Source organism: Mucilaginibacter dorajii, assembly GCF_024808255.1.
Classification (GTDB): Bacteria; Bacteroidota; Bacteroidia; order Sphingobacteriales; family Sphingobacteriaceae; genus Mucilaginibacter; species Mucilaginibacter dorajii.
Genome location: NZ_JANTYS010000012.1, coordinates 116,479 through 136,185, shown reverse-complemented (window position 1 = coordinate 136,185; position 19,707 = coordinate 116,479). Strand labels below are relative to the sequence as shown.

At 44.3% G+C, this 19,707-nt stretch carries 13 protein-coding genes; 10 read left to right on the top strand and 3 right to left on the bottom strand.

The window, feature by feature from the left end; all coding sequences use genetic code 11:
- Positions 1–271 precede the first annotated feature (271 nt).
- The 6 genes from FHS10_RS17180 to FHS10_RS17155 all read left to right on the top strand — a co-directional run bounded on the left by FHS10_RS17180 (position 272) and on the right by FHS10_RS17155 (position 9,268).
- The gene (locus FHS10_RS17180) at positions 272–1,150 is read left to right on the top strand and encodes an AraC family transcriptional regulator (RefSeq protein ID WP_259092810.1); all 879 of its coding nucleotides are present in this window, start codon (positions 272–274) and stop codon (positions 1,148–1,150) included.
- Positions 1,151–1,523: 373 nt separating this feature from the next.
- Positions 1,524–3,356 carry a sodium:solute symporter family protein gene (locus FHS10_RS17175; RefSeq protein WP_259092809.1) on the top strand — a complete coding sequence of 611 codons (1,833 nt, stop codon included), beginning with the start codon at positions 1,524–1,526 and terminating at the stop codon, positions 3,354–3,356.
- 20 nt (positions 3,357–3,376) lie between these two features.
- Positions 3,377–4,558 (top strand): glycoside hydrolase family 130 protein, encoded by a 1,182-nt coding sequence (locus tag FHS10_RS17170; RefSeq protein ID WP_259092808.1) that lies wholly within the window; start codon positions 3,377–3,379, stop codon positions 4,556–4,558.
- A 293-nt stretch (positions 4,559–4,851) separates the two neighbouring features.
- Positions 4,852–6,090, top strand: a complete 1,239-nt coding sequence (locus FHS10_RS17165; protein WP_259092806.1) for an AGE family epimerase/isomerase — start codon at positions 4,852–4,854, stop codon at positions 6,088–6,090.
- A gap of 428 nt (positions 6,091–6,518) precedes the next feature.
- Entirely contained in the window at positions 6,519–7,793 is a 1,275-nt protein-coding gene (locus tag FHS10_RS17160; RefSeq protein ID WP_259092804.1) for a glycoside hydrolase family 27 protein, read from the top strand.
- Positions 7,794–8,149: 356 nt separating this feature from the next.
- Positions 8,150–9,268: a glycoside hydrolase family 26 protein gene (locus FHS10_RS17155; protein WP_259092803.1), complete on the top strand. Its 1,119-nt coding sequence runs from the start codon at positions 8,150–8,152 to the stop codon at positions 9,266–9,268.
- A 206-nt stretch (positions 9,269–9,474) separates the two neighbouring features.
- Here the strand turns inward: FHS10_RS17155 and nhaA are convergent, their stop codons facing one another.
- Both nhaA and FHS10_RS17145 read right to left on the bottom strand, forming a co-directional pair.
- Positions 9,475–10,773 (bottom strand): Na+/H+ antiporter NhaA, encoded by a 1,299-nt coding sequence (gene nhaA, locus FHS10_RS17150; RefSeq protein ID WP_259092801.1) that lies wholly within the window; start codon positions 10,771–10,773, stop codon positions 9,475–9,477.
- 323 nt (positions 10,774–11,096) lie between these two features.
- Positions 11,097–12,497, bottom strand: coding sequence for a serine hydrolase (locus FHS10_RS17145; protein ID WP_259092799.1), 1,401 nt, complete (start codon positions 12,495–12,497; stop codon positions 11,097–11,099).
- A gap of 144 nt (positions 12,498–12,641) precedes the next feature.
- Between FHS10_RS17145 and FHS10_RS17140 the strand changes: the two genes are divergently transcribed.
- Genes FHS10_RS17140 through FHS10_RS17125 form a run of 4 tightly spaced genes read left to right on the top strand, consistent with a single transcriptional unit; the run spans position 12,642 to position 15,779 of the window.
- Complete coding sequence (locus FHS10_RS17140) at positions 12,642–13,295, top strand: ABC transporter ATP-binding protein (RefSeq protein ID WP_259092796.1); 654 nt, start codon at positions 12,642–12,644, stop codon at positions 13,293–13,295.
- A gap of 12 nt (positions 13,296–13,307) precedes the next feature.
- Positions 13,308–13,616 carry a hypothetical protein gene (locus tag FHS10_RS17135; protein ID WP_259092794.1) on the top strand — a complete coding sequence of 103 codons (309 nt, stop codon included), beginning with the start codon at positions 13,308–13,310 and terminating at the stop codon, positions 13,614–13,616.
- Positions 13,606–14,214: an HAD family hydrolase gene (locus FHS10_RS17130; RefSeq protein WP_259092791.1), complete on the top strand. Its 609-nt coding sequence runs from the start codon at positions 13,606–13,608 to the stop codon at positions 14,212–14,214. The genes FHS10_RS17135 and FHS10_RS17130 overlap by 11 nt, the downstream gene beginning before the upstream one ends.
- A gap of 56 nt (positions 14,215–14,270) precedes the next feature.
- Positions 14,271–15,779, top strand: coding sequence for a S41 family peptidase (locus FHS10_RS17125; RefSeq protein WP_259092790.1), 1,509 nt, complete (start codon positions 14,271–14,273; stop codon positions 15,777–15,779).
- Between the two features lie 88 nt (positions 15,780–15,867).
- Here the strand turns inward: FHS10_RS17125 and smc are convergent, their stop codons facing one another.
- Complete coding sequence (gene smc / locus FHS10_RS17120; protein ID WP_259092788.1) at positions 15,868–19,407, bottom strand: chromosome segregation protein SMC; 3,540 nt, start codon at positions 19,405–19,407, stop codon at positions 15,868–15,870.
- Positions 19,408–19,707 lie beyond the last annotated feature (300 nt).

The window sequence follows — 19,707 nt, the reverse complement described above, 5'->3', positions numbered from 1 at the left end:
ATACCTGCTGGTAAACTAAATGTAAAATTTGGAATACACAAAGGTGTGAGAACGGTGCCGAAAGGTGTTCGAAAGGTGCGGGAAGGTATTCGAAAGGTGTTGGAAGGTTATTCAAAAGATGTTTAATAATACCAAAATGGTGTGTAATTGAACCGTTAGCATGATGAAATTCGAGCAAAATATAATTGAAAACTTACAAAAAAGATGAATAGTTGATATAGTTTTGTTAAATTCGTATCAGTATTTCTTCCAATTAAGCCTTTTCTGTTTTATGACAACCAATAACGTGATGCGCGAAATTACGCCGCTTACCCCAAGCGACTGCTTTACCATTTTTTCGAGGAATAAAAAGAAGTTTGATTTTCCGCTGCATTACCATGATGAGTATGAATTGAACCTGATTATCAATGCTAAAGGAGCAAAGCGGGTTGTTGGTGGCCACATTGAAATGATTGAAGAACTGGAACTGGCCCTCATTGGTCCTAACCTGTACCACGCCTGGTTTACCCACCAGTGTCAAAGCGAGGATATTACCGAGATCACCATCCAGTTTCACAAAGATCTGTTTGATGAAAAGTTTCTGAAACGCAACCAGTTGAGCTTTTTGAAAAGCATGCTGGAGCGTTCGCAGCGTGGTATTGTGTTCTCGCCCGAAACCATCCTGGCGCTCAAAGGGCGCATCCTTAACCTGGATAAAAAGAGCGGGTTTGACTCGGTGCTGGAATTGATGTCGATCATGCATGATCTGTCTATCTCCCGCAATATGAAGATGTTATCAGATCCAAGTTTCACTAACGATAAGTTTTATTACAACAGCCGTCGCATTGAAAGGGTGTTTGAGCACATGAATGCCAACTACAACAAACAGGTTTCCCTTGGCGAAGTAGCCAAAATAGCCAACATGCCCGAAGCCTCTTTCAGTCGTTTTATTAAGAAGCGCACCGGTAAAACCTTTATAGACAGCCTGAACGAGATCCGCCTGGGTCACGCCTCCCGTATGCTCATCGATTCTACCTCCACCGTGGCCGAAATAGCTTATAAATGCGGCTTTAACAATATCTCCAACTTCAACCGCATTTTTAAACGTAAAAAGCTATGCATCCCCAAAGAGTTCCGCGAAACCTACACAGGGAACAGGGTGTTCATTTGAATTTGAAGATTTGAAAATTTGAGGATTTGAAAATGAAATAGTGCTTGTTAGTCAATTGTTTATGATCTCTTATCGGTATTTTGACACCTTTTTTGTATATTTGAGTTATTCAGGGAGAAAGTCTTCTCCGCCATGAACTATCATCACTTTTTTCTCTGGTAAGCATCTTGCCGAAACAGGCTATAGTTGTTTGTTTGGACAAGCCTTTTTCATGAGAGTGATGCTATCGAACTTCAAAAATTAAAATATAAGGTTAAAAAAGTATTATGAAAATAGCTTTTATAAACCCAATTTTGAAAACGCCAATTATTATCAGAATTGAAAATTAATAGAATTTGAAATTTTCAAATCTTCAAATTCCCAAATAAACTAAATGAAGTTACACCTGCTCGATATCGCCATTATCGTTTTGTACCTGTTGAGCACCATTTTTATAGGCTTATGGTACCGTAAAAAGGCCCGCGAAAACAAGGAGAGCTACATGCTTGGCGGTAAATCCCTGCCATGGTATAAACTTGGGCTTAGCGACGCGTCAGACATGTTTGACATTAGCGGCACCATGTGGATGGTGAGCCTGTGTTTTGTGTACGGTATGAAAAGCATCTGGATTCCCTGGCTGTGGCCTGTGTTTAACCAGGTGTTTTTGATGATGTACCTTTCGCGCTGGCTTCGCCGCTCAAATGCCGCGACAGGTGCCGAATGGCTGGCCTCACGTTTTGGTAAAACCGGTGCAGGAGTTGGTCCGTCGCACATTGTGGTGATCGCTTTCGCGTTGCTGAGTTGTTTTGGTTTCCTTGCTTATGGCTTTATAGGGCTGGGTAAGTTCATCGAAATCTTTATCCCATGGGATTTGGTAAAAGGATACGCGCCTTTCAACATAGCCCCTCAATACGTGCCGCATGTGTACGGCATTGTGTTCACCCTGTTTGCTATGTTTTATTCCATTTTGGGTGGCATGCACAGCATCGTGTTAGGCGATATGATTAAGTATGGCATCATGAGTGTGGCCTGTATATGGATAGGTTTTATAGCCGCCAATAAACTAACCGGGCATTACCTTAACGTACCTGATGGCTGGTACAGCCCGTTTTTTGGCAAAAGCTTGGGCCTTAGCTGGTCGGGCATCATCAACGAAGTGAATCAAAAAATAAAGGATGACGGCTACTCGCTCTTCGGGTTGTTTTTTATGATGATGACCTTTAAGGGCTTTTTCGCGGCGCTGGCCGGGCCGGCACCCAATTACGACATGCAAAAGATATTGTCCACCCGCTCGCCAGAGGAAGCCAGTAAAATGAGCGGCTTTGTGAACATCATTTTGCTGCCCATCCGCTACTCGCTTATTGTAAGCTTAACCGTTTTGGGTTTGCTGTATTACCACGAAATGAACCTGAAAGATGCCACTGGAGCTATTGATTTTGAACGCATACTACCTGCGGTTATCAATAACTTTTTGCCCGTTGGCCTGGTGGGCTTATTGCTGGCCGGTTTGCTTGGCGCATTTATGAGCACCTTTAGCGGCACCATGAACGCGGCGCAGGCCTATATCGTAAACGATATTTATATTAAATATGTTAACCCCGAGGCCTCTACGCGTAAAGTTATCGCCATGAATTACCTGGTAGGGGTGTTGGTGGTGGCTATAGGCGTTATCCTTGGCTTTTTTGTAAAGGATGTAAACAGCGTGCTGCAATGGATAGTATCCGCGCTTTATGGCGGTTATGTGGCATCAAACGTATTAAAATGGCATTGGTGGCGCTTTAACGCCAATGGTTTTTTCTGGGGAATGCTGGCCGGTATCGGTTCTTCCCTGGTGTTTTCGCTGTTTATCCCTTCGGGCGAGTTATTGTATTGGTTCCCGGTGTTGTTTGGCATTTCGCTGGCCGGTTCAGTAATTGGTACTTACGCAAGCGAACCGACAGATATGGCTGTGCTCAAATCCTTTTACAGCACTGTACGCCCATGGGGTTTTTGGGAACCGGTTAAAAAACTGGTGATGGCCGATGATGCCAACTTTACCCCCAACAAAAACTTTAAGCTCAATATGTTCAATGTGGTGATCGGTACCATTGTGCAGCTATGCCTCACCATATTGCCCATGTACCTCATCCTACAGCAAAAAATGCCGCTTATGGTAACCATTGCCCTGTTAGTAGTGCTGATGACGGTGCTCAAAAAAACCTGGTGGAATAAATTAAAAGATTATTGATTACGATACGCGATAAATATATGAGCGCTCACTTTAAACAAAGGCTTACTTCGCTGCAACAAGAACAGCAACAACTGCTTACTAAGCCCAATCAAATAGCCGGTACAGGCAATGGCGTTTACGATCGTTACGTAAATCCTGTGCTAACTGCTGCCCACGCCCCGGTAAAATGGCGGTATGATCTGGATGCCAATACGAACCCATACCTGATGGAGCGCTTTGGCATTAACGCCGCTTTTAATGCAGGCGCTATTAAATTTAATGGCAAGTATATCATGGTGGTGCGGGTTGAGGGGGGCGACCGCAAATCATTCTTCGCCGTAGCCGAAAGCCCGGACGGCATCAGCAACTTTACTTTTTGGGAGTACCCCATAAACCTGCCACAAACCCATGAACCCGATACCAACGTATACGATATGCGTTTAACGCTGCATGAGGATGGCTGGATCTACGGCCTGTTCTGTACCGAAAGGCGCGACTCTGAAGCGCCCGCGTATGATCAATCCATGGCCATTGCCGCCTGCGGAATTGCCCGTACTAAGGATCTGGTGCAATGGGAACGCCTGCCCGATTTAAAAACCAATTCACCCCAACAACGTAACGTGGTGCTGCACCCCGAGTTTGTGGATGGCAGGTATGCACTTTATACCCGTCCGCAGGATGGTTTTATCAGCGCAGGTACAGGGGGCGGAATCGGTTTTGGCTTAACTGATACCATGGAAAATGCCGTTATTGACCAGGAAACCATCATCGACAATAAAAACTACCACACCGTTTATGAAGCCAAAAACGGCCAGGGTCCAACGCCCATAAAAACAGGTAAAGGCTGGCTGCACCTGGCGCATGGCGTACGCAACACGGCGGCCGGCTTGCGTTACGTACTATACATGTTTATGACCGATCTGCATGAATTGACCAAAGTTACCCACAAACCGGGTGGCTACTTCCTGGCACCCGAAGGTGAAGAACGGGTAGGGGATGTATCTAACGTGGTGTTTTGTAACGGCTGGATTGCCGATGAAGATGGTAAGGTGTTCATCTATTACGCTTCATCAGATACACGGATGCACGTGGCTACAACCACCGTTGAAAAATTAATTGATTATGTAATGAACACCCCAGCCGATGGTTTTAGGTCGTCAACTTCGGTGGATACGGTTTATGGTATTGTGAATAGAAATAATAGCTTGCAGGGAGCTTAGCGGTAGCCGATAAGAAATAGTGTAAACCAACCAAGGGAACGACTCACCCGGTCGAGGCTACGCCCGACCGCCCTCTCTCCGACTGCGTTGCAAAGAGGGCATCAGGAATTTTTACCCTCTTTGCGGCTTGCCGGAGAGAGGGTCGGCCAGCGAAGCGTTGCCGGGGTGAGTCTTTGCCAGTGTACAGAGCCAATTGCAAGGTTTAAGTTATATGCCTCTATCAATTACCCAATAGCATATTTACGTTAAGCAAATTTTAGTTTATACCACGTTATAAAACAGTTAAATAAAGCATGCCGGATAACACACCCCTGTCATCAAGCCCACTCTCAAGAGGGAATGAGGAAGCCCTGCAGCTTTACAAAGCTGAGCTTACTACCGAACTGGATCACATCATTACCTATTGGAAAAAATATACGCCCGATAACGTAAACGCCGGCTTTTTAGGAAGAATTGATAATGATAACCAGGTTACTGCCAATGCGCCCAAGGGGGCGGTTTTAAACGCGCGGATACTGTGGAGCTTCTCGGCTGCATATAATTTAAAGCCCGATACAGAGAGCCTGGCGATGACTCACAGGGCTTATGAGTATATTGTTAAGTATTTTATTGATGCCGAATTTGGCGGGGTATATTGGTCGGTTGATTTTGAGGGGAATAAGCTGGATACCAAAAAGCAGGTTTACGCCAGCGCGTTTACTATTTACGCTTTGAGTGAGTATTACATAGCCTCGGGGTTAACGGCGGCAAAAGAACTGGCCATCAGCCTGTATCATTTACTGGTTGATAAAAGCTTTGATCCCGATAAAATAGGTTACATGGAAGCTTTTACCCGCGATTGGCAACCCATAAGCGATTTACGCCTGAGTGCCAAAGATGCCAATGAAAAGAAAACCATGAATACCCACCTGCACGTACTGGAAGCCTACACCAACCTGTACCGTATTTGGCAGGATGCGGGACTGAAAAAACAGGTAGAAACGCTGATAGATAACTTTTGCGATCATTTTATAGATGCCAAAAACAATCACCTCATTCTGTTTTTTGATGAGGAGTGGAACCCAAAATCAAACACGGTTTCTTACGGGCACGATATTGAGGCCACCTGGCTTTTGCTGGAAGCTGCCGAAGTTATAAAGGATGCTGAACGGGTGGGCCATATAAAAGGGATCTGTGTTAAAATTGCCGACACTACAGTTGAAGGTTTAGACACCGATGGAGGTTTATGGTATGAGTACGAACCCGCCGATAATCATCTTATTAAAGAAAAACACTGGTGGGTACAGGCTGAGGCCATGGTTGGTTTTTTTAACGCCTGGCAAATCAGCGGCAATCAAAAATACCTGGAGTTATCTATTGCCAGCTGGGCTTTTGTGAAAAATAAAATAGTAGATCACCAAAACGGGGAATGGTTTTGGGGGATACTTGCCGATGGCAGCATAATGCCGGGCGAGGACAAGGTTGGGCTGTGGAAATGCCCCTATCATAATAGCCGGGCTTGTATTGAAATTATAAAACGGATAGCAGGATGAAAATAAGTTTGGAATGATAGTGCAGATGAGAATATCGCTATGTCATTGCGAGTTGTAAAATCCGGCGGCCTCTGAAGGTGAAAATGACGTAAAAGATTTGTCATCCTGAGGAACGAAGGATCTTCTTCGCCCTGCTCATCGCCGACTTTTATAGTGAAGAAGATCCTTCACTACGTGAAGGATGACAAACGTTTTTTATAAAACGTCATGGGTAGGAATGAAGCAATCGCGAACTTTACAAATCGGCCCTGTAGAGCATGAGATTGCTTCGTTACTACCTATGACAAGTTATAAAACGGAAGCAATCGCGAACCTGTTTCGGGACCCCCACAGGACGGGTGACCCGCATGATGTATACTTGGCGAGTGGGATGCTGAAACAAGTTCAGCATGACATCGGAATAAAATGAATAAACCTAATATAACCATATGAAAACCAGTTTATACAAACACATCGTCATTACCGTGTTGATCACCGTGTCAACATGCGCCAGATTATCCGCCCAAACTGCCGATGGCGCAGCACCCGTTGCGATAGCAAAAGAACAAATCGCTAAGGCCGGTAACCTGGCACCAACGCCACCCATGGGCTGGAATACATGGAATACTTTTCAAACCAAAATCGACGAACCTTTGCTGAAGGGAATGGTTGATGCCTATGTATCATCGGGCATGCGCGATGCCGGTTACCAATATTTTGTGCTGGATGATGGCTGGATGACCATGGAACGTGATAAAAATGGCGACCTTGTACCCGACCCCAAGAAGTTTCCTAACGGCATGAAAGCCTTTGCTGACTATGTACACTCCAAAGGACTTAAGTTTGGCATTTACAACTGCGCGGGCAATAAAACCTGCGCCGGTTACCCGGGCAGCCGTGGGCACGAGTACCAGGACGCCCGTTTGTACGCCTCTTTTGGTGTCGACTTTTTAAAGTACGATTGGTGTAATACCGATAGCCTGAATGCCCGCGAGGCGTATATTACCATGAGCCAGGCCTTAAAAGCAAGCGGCAGATTTATTGTATTTAGCTTATGCGAGTGGGGTAATCACCAGCCCTGGCTTTGGGCAGGTGGCGTTGGCGAATTATACCGTACCACAGGAGATATCACAGCCAGCTTTGATAAAAACAAAAACTATGGCAGTTGGTCGGCATTAAGTGTGATGTCGATTGTAGATAAGCAGGTAAATATTGCTAAATACAACGGCCCCAACCATTGGAACGATCCGGATATGCTGGAAGTAGGAAATGGGATGAGTTTTAATGAGGATAAAGCGCACTTTTCCTTATGGTGTATGTTGGCTGCCCCGCTGGCGGCCGGTAACGATCTGCGCCATATGTCGCCCCAAACACAATCAATCCTGACTAATAAAGAAGCTATCGCTATTGACCAGGATGTTTTGGGCATTGCCGCCACGCGCGTTTACCAGGTCGATAGCCTGGAGATTTGGGCCAAACCACTGGCCAATAACGAAGTAGCAATATGCTTTTTAAACCGTTCGGCAGTGGCAAAGGATGTTGTTTATAAATGGCAGGAACACGCTATCAGCAATGAGGCCGGTAAACTGAGCGTAGATTTTGCCAAAACTACCTACAAACTGCACGATGTATGGACTAAAAAGGATATTGGCACCACTAAAAAAGAATTTAAACAAACATTGGCGGCGCATAGCGTTGTAATGTTAAGACTTGTTAAATTTTGATTGGAAAAAAAAGCAATGGGTTTGCGCGATTCCTTCCTTGCGAAGATGGCAATGTCATTAGGTTAAGGGACTTCGCCCCGTCTACTGAGTGCACACATCTTTCCAACTAACAGAATATGTCATTTCGACGGAGCGAAGGTGGGGTATGAGCGTGGTGCGAGGAAGAAATCTTGTACAAGCGACAAGCAAACATGGCCTGTCGTACAAGATTTCTCCTCACTCCGGCGCACAATTCCCCTCAGGTTCGTTCGAAATGACAACGTTTTTGTTAATGATAATATTCATAAGATGTGTACACACGGTAGCTCCCGAGGGAGGAAATTGGAACGTATGCATAGCACAGGGAAAAACATAAAATGAGTAAATACGCAATAGCATTTGTACTGATGATTTCGGGATTGACAACAAAAGCACAATTATACGCGCCGGCAGATAAAATGGCTACGCCAGAAACACGCGCCCTGTATTACAGCATGCAGCGCCTGGTTGGGGCAGGTGTGCTGTTTGGTCATCATGATGATACGGCCTACGGTGTAGGCTGGCGTTATGATGCCGACCGGTCTGACGTGAAGAGTGTTACCGGATCATATCCGGCCATTTATGGCTGGGACCTGGCTAAAATTGAGCATGATAGCATCCACGACATCAACAGCATACCTTTTCAGTTACAAAAGCAACTGGTAAAAGATGCCTACAACCGCGGGGGTATCAATACCTTTTGTTGGCATATGGATAACCCTGCTAACGGCAAAACCGCCTGGGATACTACCAAAAACACACCGAAAACCCTTGTTGCAGGTGGCGCGTATCATGACGCGTACATTACCTATTTAGATAGGGCTGCCGCTTACCTCAAAGAATTGAAAGGCCCTGATGGCGAGGCTATCCCCATATTGTTTCGTCCTTTTCATGAGCTTACAGGGAGCTGGTTTTGGTGGGGCAAAAAGCAAAATACGCCCGATGAATTAATTGCCCTTTGGCAATTTACCGTTGATTACCTGCGCAATACCAAAAAGCTGCATAATTTACTCATCGTATATTCGGTGGCCGATTTTGATTCTGAGGCCGAATTTATGGAACGTTACCCCGGCGATGATTATGTTGATTTTATAGGATTTGACAACTACTGTACCCAAAGTGTAAACGTTTATCAAACCAGGTTGGATAAACGCCTAAGTATCATAGATGCCATAGCTACCAGTCACCACAAACGGGCCTGCCTGCCCGAAACCGGCTATGTAGAAATTCCACAGCCCGACTGGTGGACAAGCGTTTTATTGCCAACCCTAAGTCGCCACAAAATATCCTACGTAATGGCCTGGCGCAACGGGAACGATCATCATTATTACGTACCCTATCCCGGCCAGGCAAGCGCCGATGATTTTGTAAAGTTTTTTAACAGCGGGCAAACCATGTTCCAAAACAGGTTAACGGGGTTGGGGGTATATGGCAAGCCAGTTTTTAGTATCAAGTAGTTAGTATCAAGATTTTTTCTGAACCGGGATTGAACAGATTCTTTAGATTAACAGGATTTTTAAAGACATGAGGCAAAATCCTGTCAATCCTTTAATCCGAAAAATCATGGTTCAGACAAAAATCTGAAAATTCGGGTTCAGACAAATCCGTCCTGTATAACGGGAGACGCAAATATGCGTCGCCACAGAAAAATATTACGTTATGTTTAGGCCTTCTTCAATACAACTACGCCCAATATCCCGGCCAGCAACGAAGCCAATAAAATACCATACTTAGCCTGGTCAACCATCTCTGGGTGACTAAAGGCCAGCCCAGAAATAAACAGTGACATGGTAAACCCTACGCCGGCCAGCAACGCTACACCAGTGATTTGTTTCCAGTTTGATTTTGCGGGCAGCGGCGTGCCAAATTTTACCATAAGCCAGGTGGCCAGTAACACGCCGATGAATTTACCAGCCAGCAGGCCAATAGCAACGCCCATACTTACCGGGTTAAGCAGCGATGAAAAAAAGTTAGCACCAATAAGGATGCCGGCATTAGCCAGGGCGAAAAGAGGCATTACCACAAAGGCAACCCAGGGATGCAGTGCATATTCTACCTTTTGCAATGGCGTTTCGGCATCGGTGCTTAGTTCTTTTATTTTTTCGATGGTGTGGTGCTGTCCCGGTGTGGTAAGGGTGCTGTTATTGGGGATCTGTTCTTCAAAATCAAACAGCAGCTTGCGCAGGCTATCGGCATAGCTTTTCTCGTTGATGCGGGTGCGGGCAGGAATAGTAAATGCAACTAATACACCTGCTATGGTGGCATGCACGCCCGAGAGTAAAAACGCTACCCAAACCGCGAAGCCTATCACCAGGTAAAAGATGATACTGCGCACGCCCATTTTATTGCCTATCAGCAGGATCACCAAAAGCCAGATTCCTATGGTGAGTGGTACGAGGTCGATATGTGAGCTGTAAAATATGGCGATGACGAGTACAGCGCCAAGGTCATCGGCTACGGCCAATGCCGATAAGAATACTTTTACTGATGATGGGATACGCTTGCCCGCCAATGATAGTAAAGCCAGGGCGAACGCTATATCTGTAGCCATGGGGATGCCCCAGCCATGTTCAGATTCGGTCCCTTTATTGATAAAAAAGTAAATGATAGCGGGCACCAGCATACCGCCCAAAGCGGCTACCATAGGCAGGGATGCTTTTTTGACGGTAGAAAGTTCGCCGGCCATAAATTCCCGTTTCAACTCAAGGCCTATCACAAAGAAAAATACGGCCATCAGTCCGTCGTTGATCCATAGGTGCAGGGAATGGTTAAGCACGTGGCTGCCAATGCCCATGGAAAGCTTAAGGTCCCACAGTTGATGATAGGAGTGCTCAAAAGGTGAGTTTACCCAAATGATAGCCGCCAGTACACTGATAAAAAGCACAATACCACTGTTATGCTCCTGGTGAATAAACTTGTTTACCGGTGTGGTGATCTTATCAATAGGTAGCTTTTGCCTCATTGCCCCTAAATTACGTTTTTTATCGGGAATTGTCTGGGAGCAAGGATGGAAGGATAATGGATAAAAGACTTTGATAAGGGAGCAAAGATGGAAGGACAAAAGATAAAGGACTTTGATTTTATGGTGGAAACTAATCGGTGACGACTTACCCCGGCTGCGCCCGTCTTTCCCTCTCTTCGAGTGCATCGCATAGAGGGGCGGGTTTTATTTTGCTTTTTCCAGCCCTCTTTGCGACTTCAGCCGGAGAGAGGGCGGCCCAGCGCAGCGTCGGCCGGGTGAGTCGTCTACAACATACAGAACGAATGAGGAGTATTCAAATTCGTTTATTTCCCACCGTCCGCTTCCAACTTTTTAATCTGCCCGGCAGCGTAATCATTTTTAGGGTTTAGCTCCAGTGAGCGTTTAAAGTTTTTAATGGCGGGTTCTTTTTGGCCTAAGGCTTCGTAGGCTTCGGCAAGGCTGTCGTAACCATTGGCGCTGTTGGGGTACAGACTTAGGTTGAGCTTGAAGATCTCAAGAGCCTCGGTTTTTTGTTCGTTACGCATCAGCATAAAACCAAAGTCGTTCAGGTCGTCTTCAGGTAATTGATAGGCGGGGTTCTTTTTCTTTTCTTTTTCAACGACGTCGGCAGCATGGTCATAACCATATTTAGGGAGTTGGGCACGGAAGGCTTTCATTTCTGCCGGTTTTTTAAAACCGTAGCCAAGCCATTTGGTTGTCCACCAGGTTTGTTTGCCCAAAAAAACGTCTAAAATATCGGCGGTAATGTTTAGGCCGGCGTTGTTGTAAACAAAATATACCAGGCTTTCGTGCCTATCGGGGTAGGCGATAAAAAAGGCTTTAAAATCGCCGTTATCGCCCCAATGCCATATGGCATGGCCCAATTCGTTATCCTGCACGCCAACGCCAAGTCCCCAGCCAATGTGCGGGTTGGCATCGGTCATATCGTGGTTAAACCAGTTGCCTTCGCTGGCTTTTTGAAACATCAATTGCTTGGTAGCAGGTTTTAAGCCTACGCCTGCCGAGAGCGCCTGCACAAAAAGACTATAATCATGCGCATTGGTCAGTAAACTATATGCCGAAATGGGGTTTTTATGGCGATTAACTATATCTGTACTATTGCCAAACGCGGCTACCGAATCGTATTTATCTACCCATAAGTAATTACTATTCTCCATTTTTAGGGGAATAAAAACTTCCTGTTGCGCTAATTCCTGTAGTGGCTTATTGGTTAGTTTTTCGACCACGCGCTGCAAAAAAACAAAGCCTTCGCCCGAGTAGGAGAAAGTGCTGTCGGGTGTAAAGAAGAGTTTGGCTCCTTTATCGTCGCCCCAGTTGGGCAGGCCAGTACGGTGGCTTAGTACCATACGGGCGGTGATTTTTTCGTAGCGTGGGTCGGCATCGAAGCGAATGTAATGCTCTTTATAATAATGTAATAGTGGCGTATCAAGGCTTAAAACACCACGGTCATACAGACGCAATACTGTGTAGGCAAAAACGCATTTACTTAGTGAGGCCGCTTCAAATATGGTGTTTGATGTTACCTTTTTACCCGCTTTGGTGATGTTGCCAATATTAAAAACCTGGGTTTTATTGTTTTTAATATGCACCAGCTGAATGCCCGAAATATACTGATCGGCGATGATCTGTTGTAGCTTTTGTTCCTGTGCAAAAGCCGATGCAAGTATAAATAGTAAACAAAATGTGCTTATTGATCTTTTCATGATGGGTTGTTGGTATTGACTATATAATAGACACTTGCTTTGCATATTTCGTTGCAGAAAGAGTAATATTTTTAGCGAAGCTAAGGTCTTATGCGGAAATTGTCATCCGCCCGATAAATACAGGCAAAATATTAACTTTGTGCTATGCTGAAGGCAAAATCTATCTTTAAATCATACGGGCAGCTGCAAATACTTAAGGGGGTTGACCTTGAAGTTAAACGCGGCGAAATTGTGACCATCATCGGCGCATCCGGCGCGGGTAAAAGTTCGTTACTTAACATTTTGGGTACACTGGACAGGCCCGATTCTGGGCAGCTATATATTGATGATATTGAGCTAAGCGGTCTTAATAATAAAAACCTGAGCGATTTCAGGAACCGTAAAATTGGTTTTATCTTCCAGTTTCACCATTTATTAGCCGAGTTTACAGCCATCGAAAATGTTTGTATCCCGGCCTTTATTGCTGGTGTATCCAAATCGGATGCCGAAAAGAAGGCTAAAGAGCTGCTTGAACTGTTGGGATTGGCCGATAGATTGACCCACAAACCCAACCAGCTTTCGGGCGGCGAGCAGCAGCGGGTTGCCGTGGCAAGGGCATTGATCAATAATCCTGCGCTGATATTTGCCGACGAGCCATCGGGTAACCTCGATTCGGTAAACGCGCTGGAATTACATGAACTTTTCATTAAGTTGCGGAAAGATTTTAATCAAACCTTTGTAATTGTTACCCATAATGAAGATCTTGCCAACTTATCAGATCGTACCGTTACGATGAAAGATGGCTTAATTGTACCATAGCGCTATTATAAATTGAAGATACTGATCACCGCGGCTAACGCTGCACCAGCCTATCGTTTAAAAAATAAACTGAACGGCGATAACATCATCATGGGCGATTACATGGATCTGCCCGATTTTATGCTGAAACCTGGTCAATTGGTACGCTTGCCCAATCCTGCATCGGCAAGTTATACGCATGAAATGCTGGCCCAGTGCCTTGACCTGGAGGTTGAACTGGTTTATGTGTTCCGCGACCAGGAAATTGCCTTATTACAGCAATCTGAAGTGTTATTTAATGAATACAATATAAAAATAGTGGCCGGTGCCAATGAAGTATAAGGATATTGATAAGCGTAAAACCGTGTTCATTTTGGAGCTGGATGATGTGTTATTTCCGGCTAAAGACTATTTGTACCAGGTTTATTACCTGTTTGCCAATATGCTGGAGTATGTGGAATTGGTTGATGCTAAACCCACAACCAAATTGATGACAGATACGTATATAAACCAGGGAGCCGACGAGGTTTTTGATATACTGGCCAAAGAATACCCGGTGGCTGAAGGCTACCGCGATAAATTTGATAACCTGCTGATAACCGCCAAGCTGCCTTTAAAATTGTTATTATACCAAAATATGCTTACCTTAATCCAGGAAGTTGTTGTAGATAGAAAGAAACTATTTATTGTAACCAACGGGAATGTACCTCAACAGGTTAATAAAATTAAACAAGTTGAGTGGCATAAACTGGAACCATATCTTACCTGCTATTTCGCGGAAGAAACCGCGCCTAAGCCCGAACCGGATGTTATTCACCTGCTGATGCAGGAACATAACCTGCAACGACGGGATATTTTAATGATAGGAAATTCTGAAATTGACAATTTATGTGCCGAGACAGTAGGAATTGACTATTTAAGCGTAGAGAAATTTTTGTAGCACTTTTTGTAAGATACTTATTTTTATTTCGTTAACTCCTTGTAATTCATTTGTACATGAAAAAAATACTTTACTTCACGCTTGTTGTTTTTGCAGGTTTGCTAACAGCCTGTTCAAAAAGCAAAAATGTAATTAAGCCCAATGATACCTCTACCACAAAGCCAACAACACTCGATCTGATTAAAGATTCGGTTTACCTGTATACCAAGGAAACTTATTTGTGGTATGATGCGCTGCCCGATTATAAAACCTTTGCGCCGCGTAGCTTTACGGGGTCAACCGATGCCAATGCGCTTACCAGTGAGGTTGATAAATTATCGCAATACAAAATAAACCCGGCAACCGGATTGCCTTATGAAAATTATTTGCCAGCGCCAGGAGAAGCTAAATACTCTTTTATCGATGATGGATCGGTATCCACTCAGCTTGGTGGCAGCAGCGGCGATTTTGGATTTTCCGTGTTTTTTCCAAGTGCTACCAGTCTGTATGTTAAATATGTATATCCAGGTTCGCCGGCCGATTCGGCAGGGCTAAAAAGAGGGTATCAAATAACCAAACTTAACGGGCGCACCGGCCTTAATGCAGATAATGACTCAGACCTGCAATTTGTAGTCAATACGATATTTGGAACCAGTCCGTTTACCATGACGGTTACCAAGCCCGATGGTACGCAACTTAATGTTTCAATAAAAGTTGCTGAGTATACAGCCAACCCTGTTTTAACATACAAGATTTTTACAATTGGCACAAAAAAGGTAGGTTATATTGTTTTTAACGAATTTACAGTACCAGATAACGCTTCACCGCAATTGCTTAAAGCGTTCAACGCGTTTACCGATGCCAAAGTCAGCGAATTAGTTGTTGATTTACGTTATAATGGCGGTGGCTCTGTGGCTACAGCTCAATATCTTGATAACCTGATAGTGCCATCAGCCAACAACGGCGGGCAGATGTTTACCTATTATTATAACGATAAACTACAGGCAGATAATCACCCTTTATTAAGTGCCATATATGACATTAACAAAGGCGATTTTTTACCCGCTAACAACAGAGTTACCTTTTCAAAAGTTGGTTCATTAAATATAAGCCGTGTATTTTTTATTGTTACAGCATCTACGGCATCGGCCAGTGAGTTAACCATAAATAACTTGCTGCCACATATGGATGTCAAACTTATTGGCCGTACATCTTATGGTAAACCCGTAGGCTTCTTTGCTATTGACATCAATAAGTATCAGTTGTATGTTCCTCAGTTTGAAACCCGTAACTCTGCAAACCAAGGTGGCTATTATTTGGGAATGGAGCCTGGTTCAACAACTTACCCCGGTTATAAAGACGATGACGACGTAACCAAGGATTTTGGTGATAGTACCGAAGTGTTATTACAACACGCCCTGAATTTTATAAAAACCGGCAATTATTCAGTTTCCAAACCGAAGGTTGAAAGCTTGTCATCAGCTCAAAAACTTACTGATCTGCAAATACAACATCAAACGCTTGTACTTGATAGCCGTAAGTTTAGAGGTATGGTAGGCGGCAAAACCCTGAGAGCTAAAAGATAAACCAAACGCTTAAAGTTGATAAAATACCAAATAGGGCAAATGATCATCATCATTTGCCCTATTTCTGTTTGTAGAAATGTCTTATTGGTTAATCGGCCAGTTCCCGTAAATCCACAGGTACCACGCGCGAAATGCCCTGCTCAACCATGGTTACGCCGTAAATAACATCAGTACTGGCAATGGTGCGCTTGTTGTGTGATACAATGATGAATTGCGAATCTTTTGAAAACGTGCGGATGATGTTATTGAACTTGTCAATATTGGTATCATCAAGCGGGGCATCAACCTCATCAAAAATACAGAAGGGGGCAGGCTTTAACAAATAAAGCGAGAACAGGATAGCGGTAGCTGTCAATGTTTTTTCGCCACCAGATAGCTGGTTAATGGATAGCGGACGCTTGCCCTTTGGCTTGGCAATAATATCAATATCAGACTCTAACGGGTGACTTGGATCGGTCAGGATCAAATCGCAGGAATCCTCATCATTAAACAGCGAACGAAATACCTTGATAAAATTCTCGCGCACCATGATAAAGGCATGCATGAATTTCTCTTTGGCGGTATCGTCAATCTCCTGTATGGTGGCTAATAGCGATGCTTTGGCCTCGCTCAAATCCTTCTTTTGGGCCTGGATAAAGGTATAACGTTCGTTCATTTCGTTATAAGCCTCAACTGCCATTGGGTTAATGGCTCCAAAATCATCTAATTGTTTCTTGAGTTTCTCGGCTTTTTCGCGCAGCTCCTGCTCACTTTCGGCAGGTGGCTCGGTTTCGGGCAGGTCTTCTATATCGATGTTAAACTCAACAGAAAGGCGTTCTTTAAGGGCATTAAGTTCCAGCTTCAGGTTATTGCGTTCATCGCGCAGCTCGTTCTCAATTACTTCGTGATTATCTTTTTTACGCCGAAGGGCCGAGATCTCGTTCTCGTTTTCGGTGATCTGACCGCGCCATTGGTAGTGTTCCTGTTCGGCTTGTTGGGTGGCTTTTTCCAGGTTTTCTTTTTGCTCGTACATTTCCAGCAGGTCATCGTCGGAGTTATCAGCCTGTTTCAGGTTATCCTGTATCGCTATTTTAACTTTCTCCAACTCGCTGCTGTTTTGTTTGATACGGGTTTCCAGGCTTTCCTGCTGCGTATCGCGGTAATCTAAATCTTTTACCAACCCCGATACCTTATTTTGCTGCTGATGGAACTTAATGTTTTCCTGGTTATAAGCGTTTGATTGTACCGATACGTATTCGTTAAGCTCATTAAACGCAGCCTGCTTATCAACCAGCAGCTCGTTTTGAATTTGCTTTTGCGTTTTTAAATCGACCAGCAGCGGATGCAGGTTCATCATTTCCTCGCTGATGCCGGTAATTTTACGGGCTATATCTTCCTTGCGGTTAAGGCTGTTTTCAATAAATGTTTGATATTGTTCCTGGCGTGTTTTAACGGTGATCAGCTCGGTATTTAGCCGGTTAATGATCATCTGCTGCTCGTTGATCTCGGCGGCTTTGGTAGATGCCTTAAGGGCACTCAAACGGCTTTGCAGCTCATCTGATTTTGTCTTTAGCAGGTTTACATTACTCTCAATGCCTTTGATCTCCTTGGCCAGGTTCTCTAAATTTTTTGCACGACCAATCCTTTTACCCTCAAACAAGCCTACCGAACCACCGGCCATAGTATGTTTTGATTTGTTGAACTTGCCACTTTTGCCAATCAGCACCACACCATCCGGCAGGGCGGCGTTGTTAATTTGCTGGTCTTTATCATCATCAACCAGGTAAACATTTTTTAATAAATGGTTACAAAGGCGGGTATAGCGTTTATCAACCTCAATTACCTTTAATGCCGATACCGCGCCCGCGTTTTCAAAAGCGGGGCTGGTTGGGTTTTCTTCGGTATAATTTTCAAGGATGAAGAAGTGCGCACGACCGCGGGCCGCGTTGCTCAGCAACTGGATAGCCTTTATAGCCTCATCGTAGTTTTCAACTACGTAGTAGTTCATTAATGGCTCCAGGTAGTTTTCGATAGCTACGCGGTATTCTTCCTTACAAAACAGCACATCGCTAAATAGCGGGGCATTTTTAGCCCAGTCGGCATTTTTCTTTAAAAAGCGAATGGACTCCGGGAATCCTTCCAGGTTATCCACCATGCTTTTGGTTAGGTTGTACTCGTTTTGTTTGGCATCAAGTGTACGGCTTTCTTTAATGATACTATCTTTTACCGATGCCAGTTCAGTATCCGTTTCGGCTATCTGTTCTTTTAATTTATTCTCAAAATCAAGTGCCGATTGATAGTCATGGTCCAGCGTTTCCTTGCGGTTGGCCAGTTCGGCAACTACCTGGTTAAAGTGCGAAAGCTCCACCTCCTTATTGGTGGTATCTTCCATATTACGCTGGCTTTCCTGCTCCAAGGCCTGTTGCTGAATTTGCAGGATATCAATATCCTTTTCGGCCTTGTAAGCCTGGTTTTGCAGGCGGGTGTTGATACCGGTTATCTCGGTTAATTCGTTGCGTGCTTCAGCTTGCTGCCCGCGCAATTCATCAACCGCTTCCTTCAGTTCAAAAAGCCTGCTTTGAATTTTTTGCAGGGTTTCATCCTCCAAAGCCTTTTCCTCGCTCAGACGTTTAATATTGTATAAAACGTGGTTAAGCTGGTTTTTATCCTTATCCAGTTCGTCGGTTAACCTTGCTTCCTTATCCTGTTGAAACTTGAGTTGCTCGTTTTTGATCTTTTTCTCGCTTTCATAAGCGCGGATCTTCGATATAAACTCATTGGTAGTTTTTTGTTGTACCGATAGGTTTTTCTCGCGGATAATGCTATCCAGTTTTTGTTGCTGCAAGGCAGCCTCCAAAGTATCTATCTGGGCAACAATGCCGCCCTTATCTGCTTTTTGCTTTTGCTCCAGGTCTTCAATTTTCTTTAACGATTCGCTGAAGGATACGATCCTGAAGGAAGCAAGCATAACACTGAGCGTTTTATATTGCTCCTTTATACGGTAATAGCGTTCTGTTTTTTTAGCCTGGTTCTCCAGCGATTTAAGGTTCTTTTCTATCTCGAAAAGCAAATCCTCCACCCGTTCCAGGTCGGCCTCGGTATCCTTTAACTTGTTAAAAGTTTGTTTTTTGCGGAGTTTGTATTTGGAGATACCCGATGCTTCCTCAAACAAATTACGACGAGAGCCTTCTTTGTTGGTGATGATCTCATCAATCATCCGTAACTCGATGATGGAGTAGGAATCCGAACCAATACCCGTATCCAGGAAAAGGTCGGTAATGTCTTTTAAACGGCACTGTACATCGTTGAGGCGGTACTCACTTTCGCCCGTGCGGTAAAGCTTGCGGGTAAGCGTAACCTGCGAATAATCTGTAGGGAGTACGTTTTTGGTGTTATCAAAAGTGAGGGAAACTTCAGCAAGGTTAGCGGGCTTACGGCTCTTGCTGCCGTTAAATATTACGTTATCCATCTTTTCAGATCGTAACATCTTGGTGCTCTGCTCGCCCAAAACCCAGCGGATAGAATCCACCACGTTTGATTTACCGCAGCCGTTAGGCCCCACAATAGCAGTTACACCCTCATTAAAATTAATGGTGATCTTATCTCCGAAACTTTTAAAGCCCTTGATTTCTAAGCGGGTAAGCTGCATTTATCCTGTTGTATCCTTGCAAAAATTTAACCTTCAAAGTAATCATATTTTTTTGATTATTGAAAGAGATTTTTGGATTGTGAGACTGTGGGATTTTTAGACTTTTGGGACAGAGGACTTTTGGATAAAAGACAAAGGACTAAAATAAAACAACGCTCCCACGGGCTTTCAGCCCGTGGGTATTATGGTTGCAGCTTTCAGCTGCTCTGCGTTTAAGTTTTTTTCTGAACTGGGATTAAACAGATTTATCAGATTTTTTGGATTTTGACTTACAACGTGTTTGTGAACTTGAAAGGAAAT

Coding starts and splice junctions, on each gene's coding strand:
- FHS10_RS17180 (WP_259092810.1), top strand. CDS start 272: ATGACAACCAATAACGTGATGCGCGAAATTACGCCGCTTACCCCAAGC.
- FHS10_RS17175 (WP_259092809.1), top strand. CDS start 1,524: ATGAAGTTACACCTGCTCGATATCGCCATTATCGTTTTGTACCTGTTG.
- FHS10_RS17170 (WP_259092808.1), top strand. CDS start 3,377: ATGAGCGCTCACTTTAAACAAAGGCTTACTTCGCTGCAACAAGAACAG.
- FHS10_RS17165 (WP_259092806.1), top strand. CDS start 4,852: ATGCCGGATAACACACCCCTGTCATCAAGCCCACTCTCAAGAGGGAAT.
- FHS10_RS17160 (WP_259092804.1), top strand. CDS start 6,519: ATGAAAACCAGTTTATACAAACACATCGTCATTACCGTGTTGATCACC.
- FHS10_RS17155 (WP_259092803.1), top strand. CDS start 8,150: ATGAGTAAATACGCAATAGCATTTGTACTGATGATTTCGGGATTGACA.
- nhaA (WP_259092801.1), bottom strand. CDS start 10,773: ATGAGGCAAAAGCTACCTATTGATAAGATCACCACACCGGTAAACAAG.
- FHS10_RS17145 (WP_259092799.1), bottom strand. CDS start 12,497: ATGAAAAGATCAATAAGCACATTTTGTTTACTATTTATACTTGCATCG.
- FHS10_RS17140 (WP_259092796.1), top strand. CDS start 12,642: ATGCTGAAGGCAAAATCTATCTTTAAATCATACGGGCAGCTGCAAATA.
- FHS10_RS17130 (WP_259092791.1), top strand. CDS start 13,606: ATGAAGTATAAGGATATTGATAAGCGTAAAACCGTGTTCATTTTGGAG.
- FHS10_RS17125 (WP_259092790.1), top strand. CDS start 14,271: ATGAAAAAAATACTTTACTTCACGCTTGTTGTTTTTGCAGGTTTGCTA.
- smc (WP_259092788.1), bottom strand. CDS start 19,407: ATGCAGCTTACCCGCTTAGAAATCAAGGGCTTTAAAAGTTTCGGAGAT.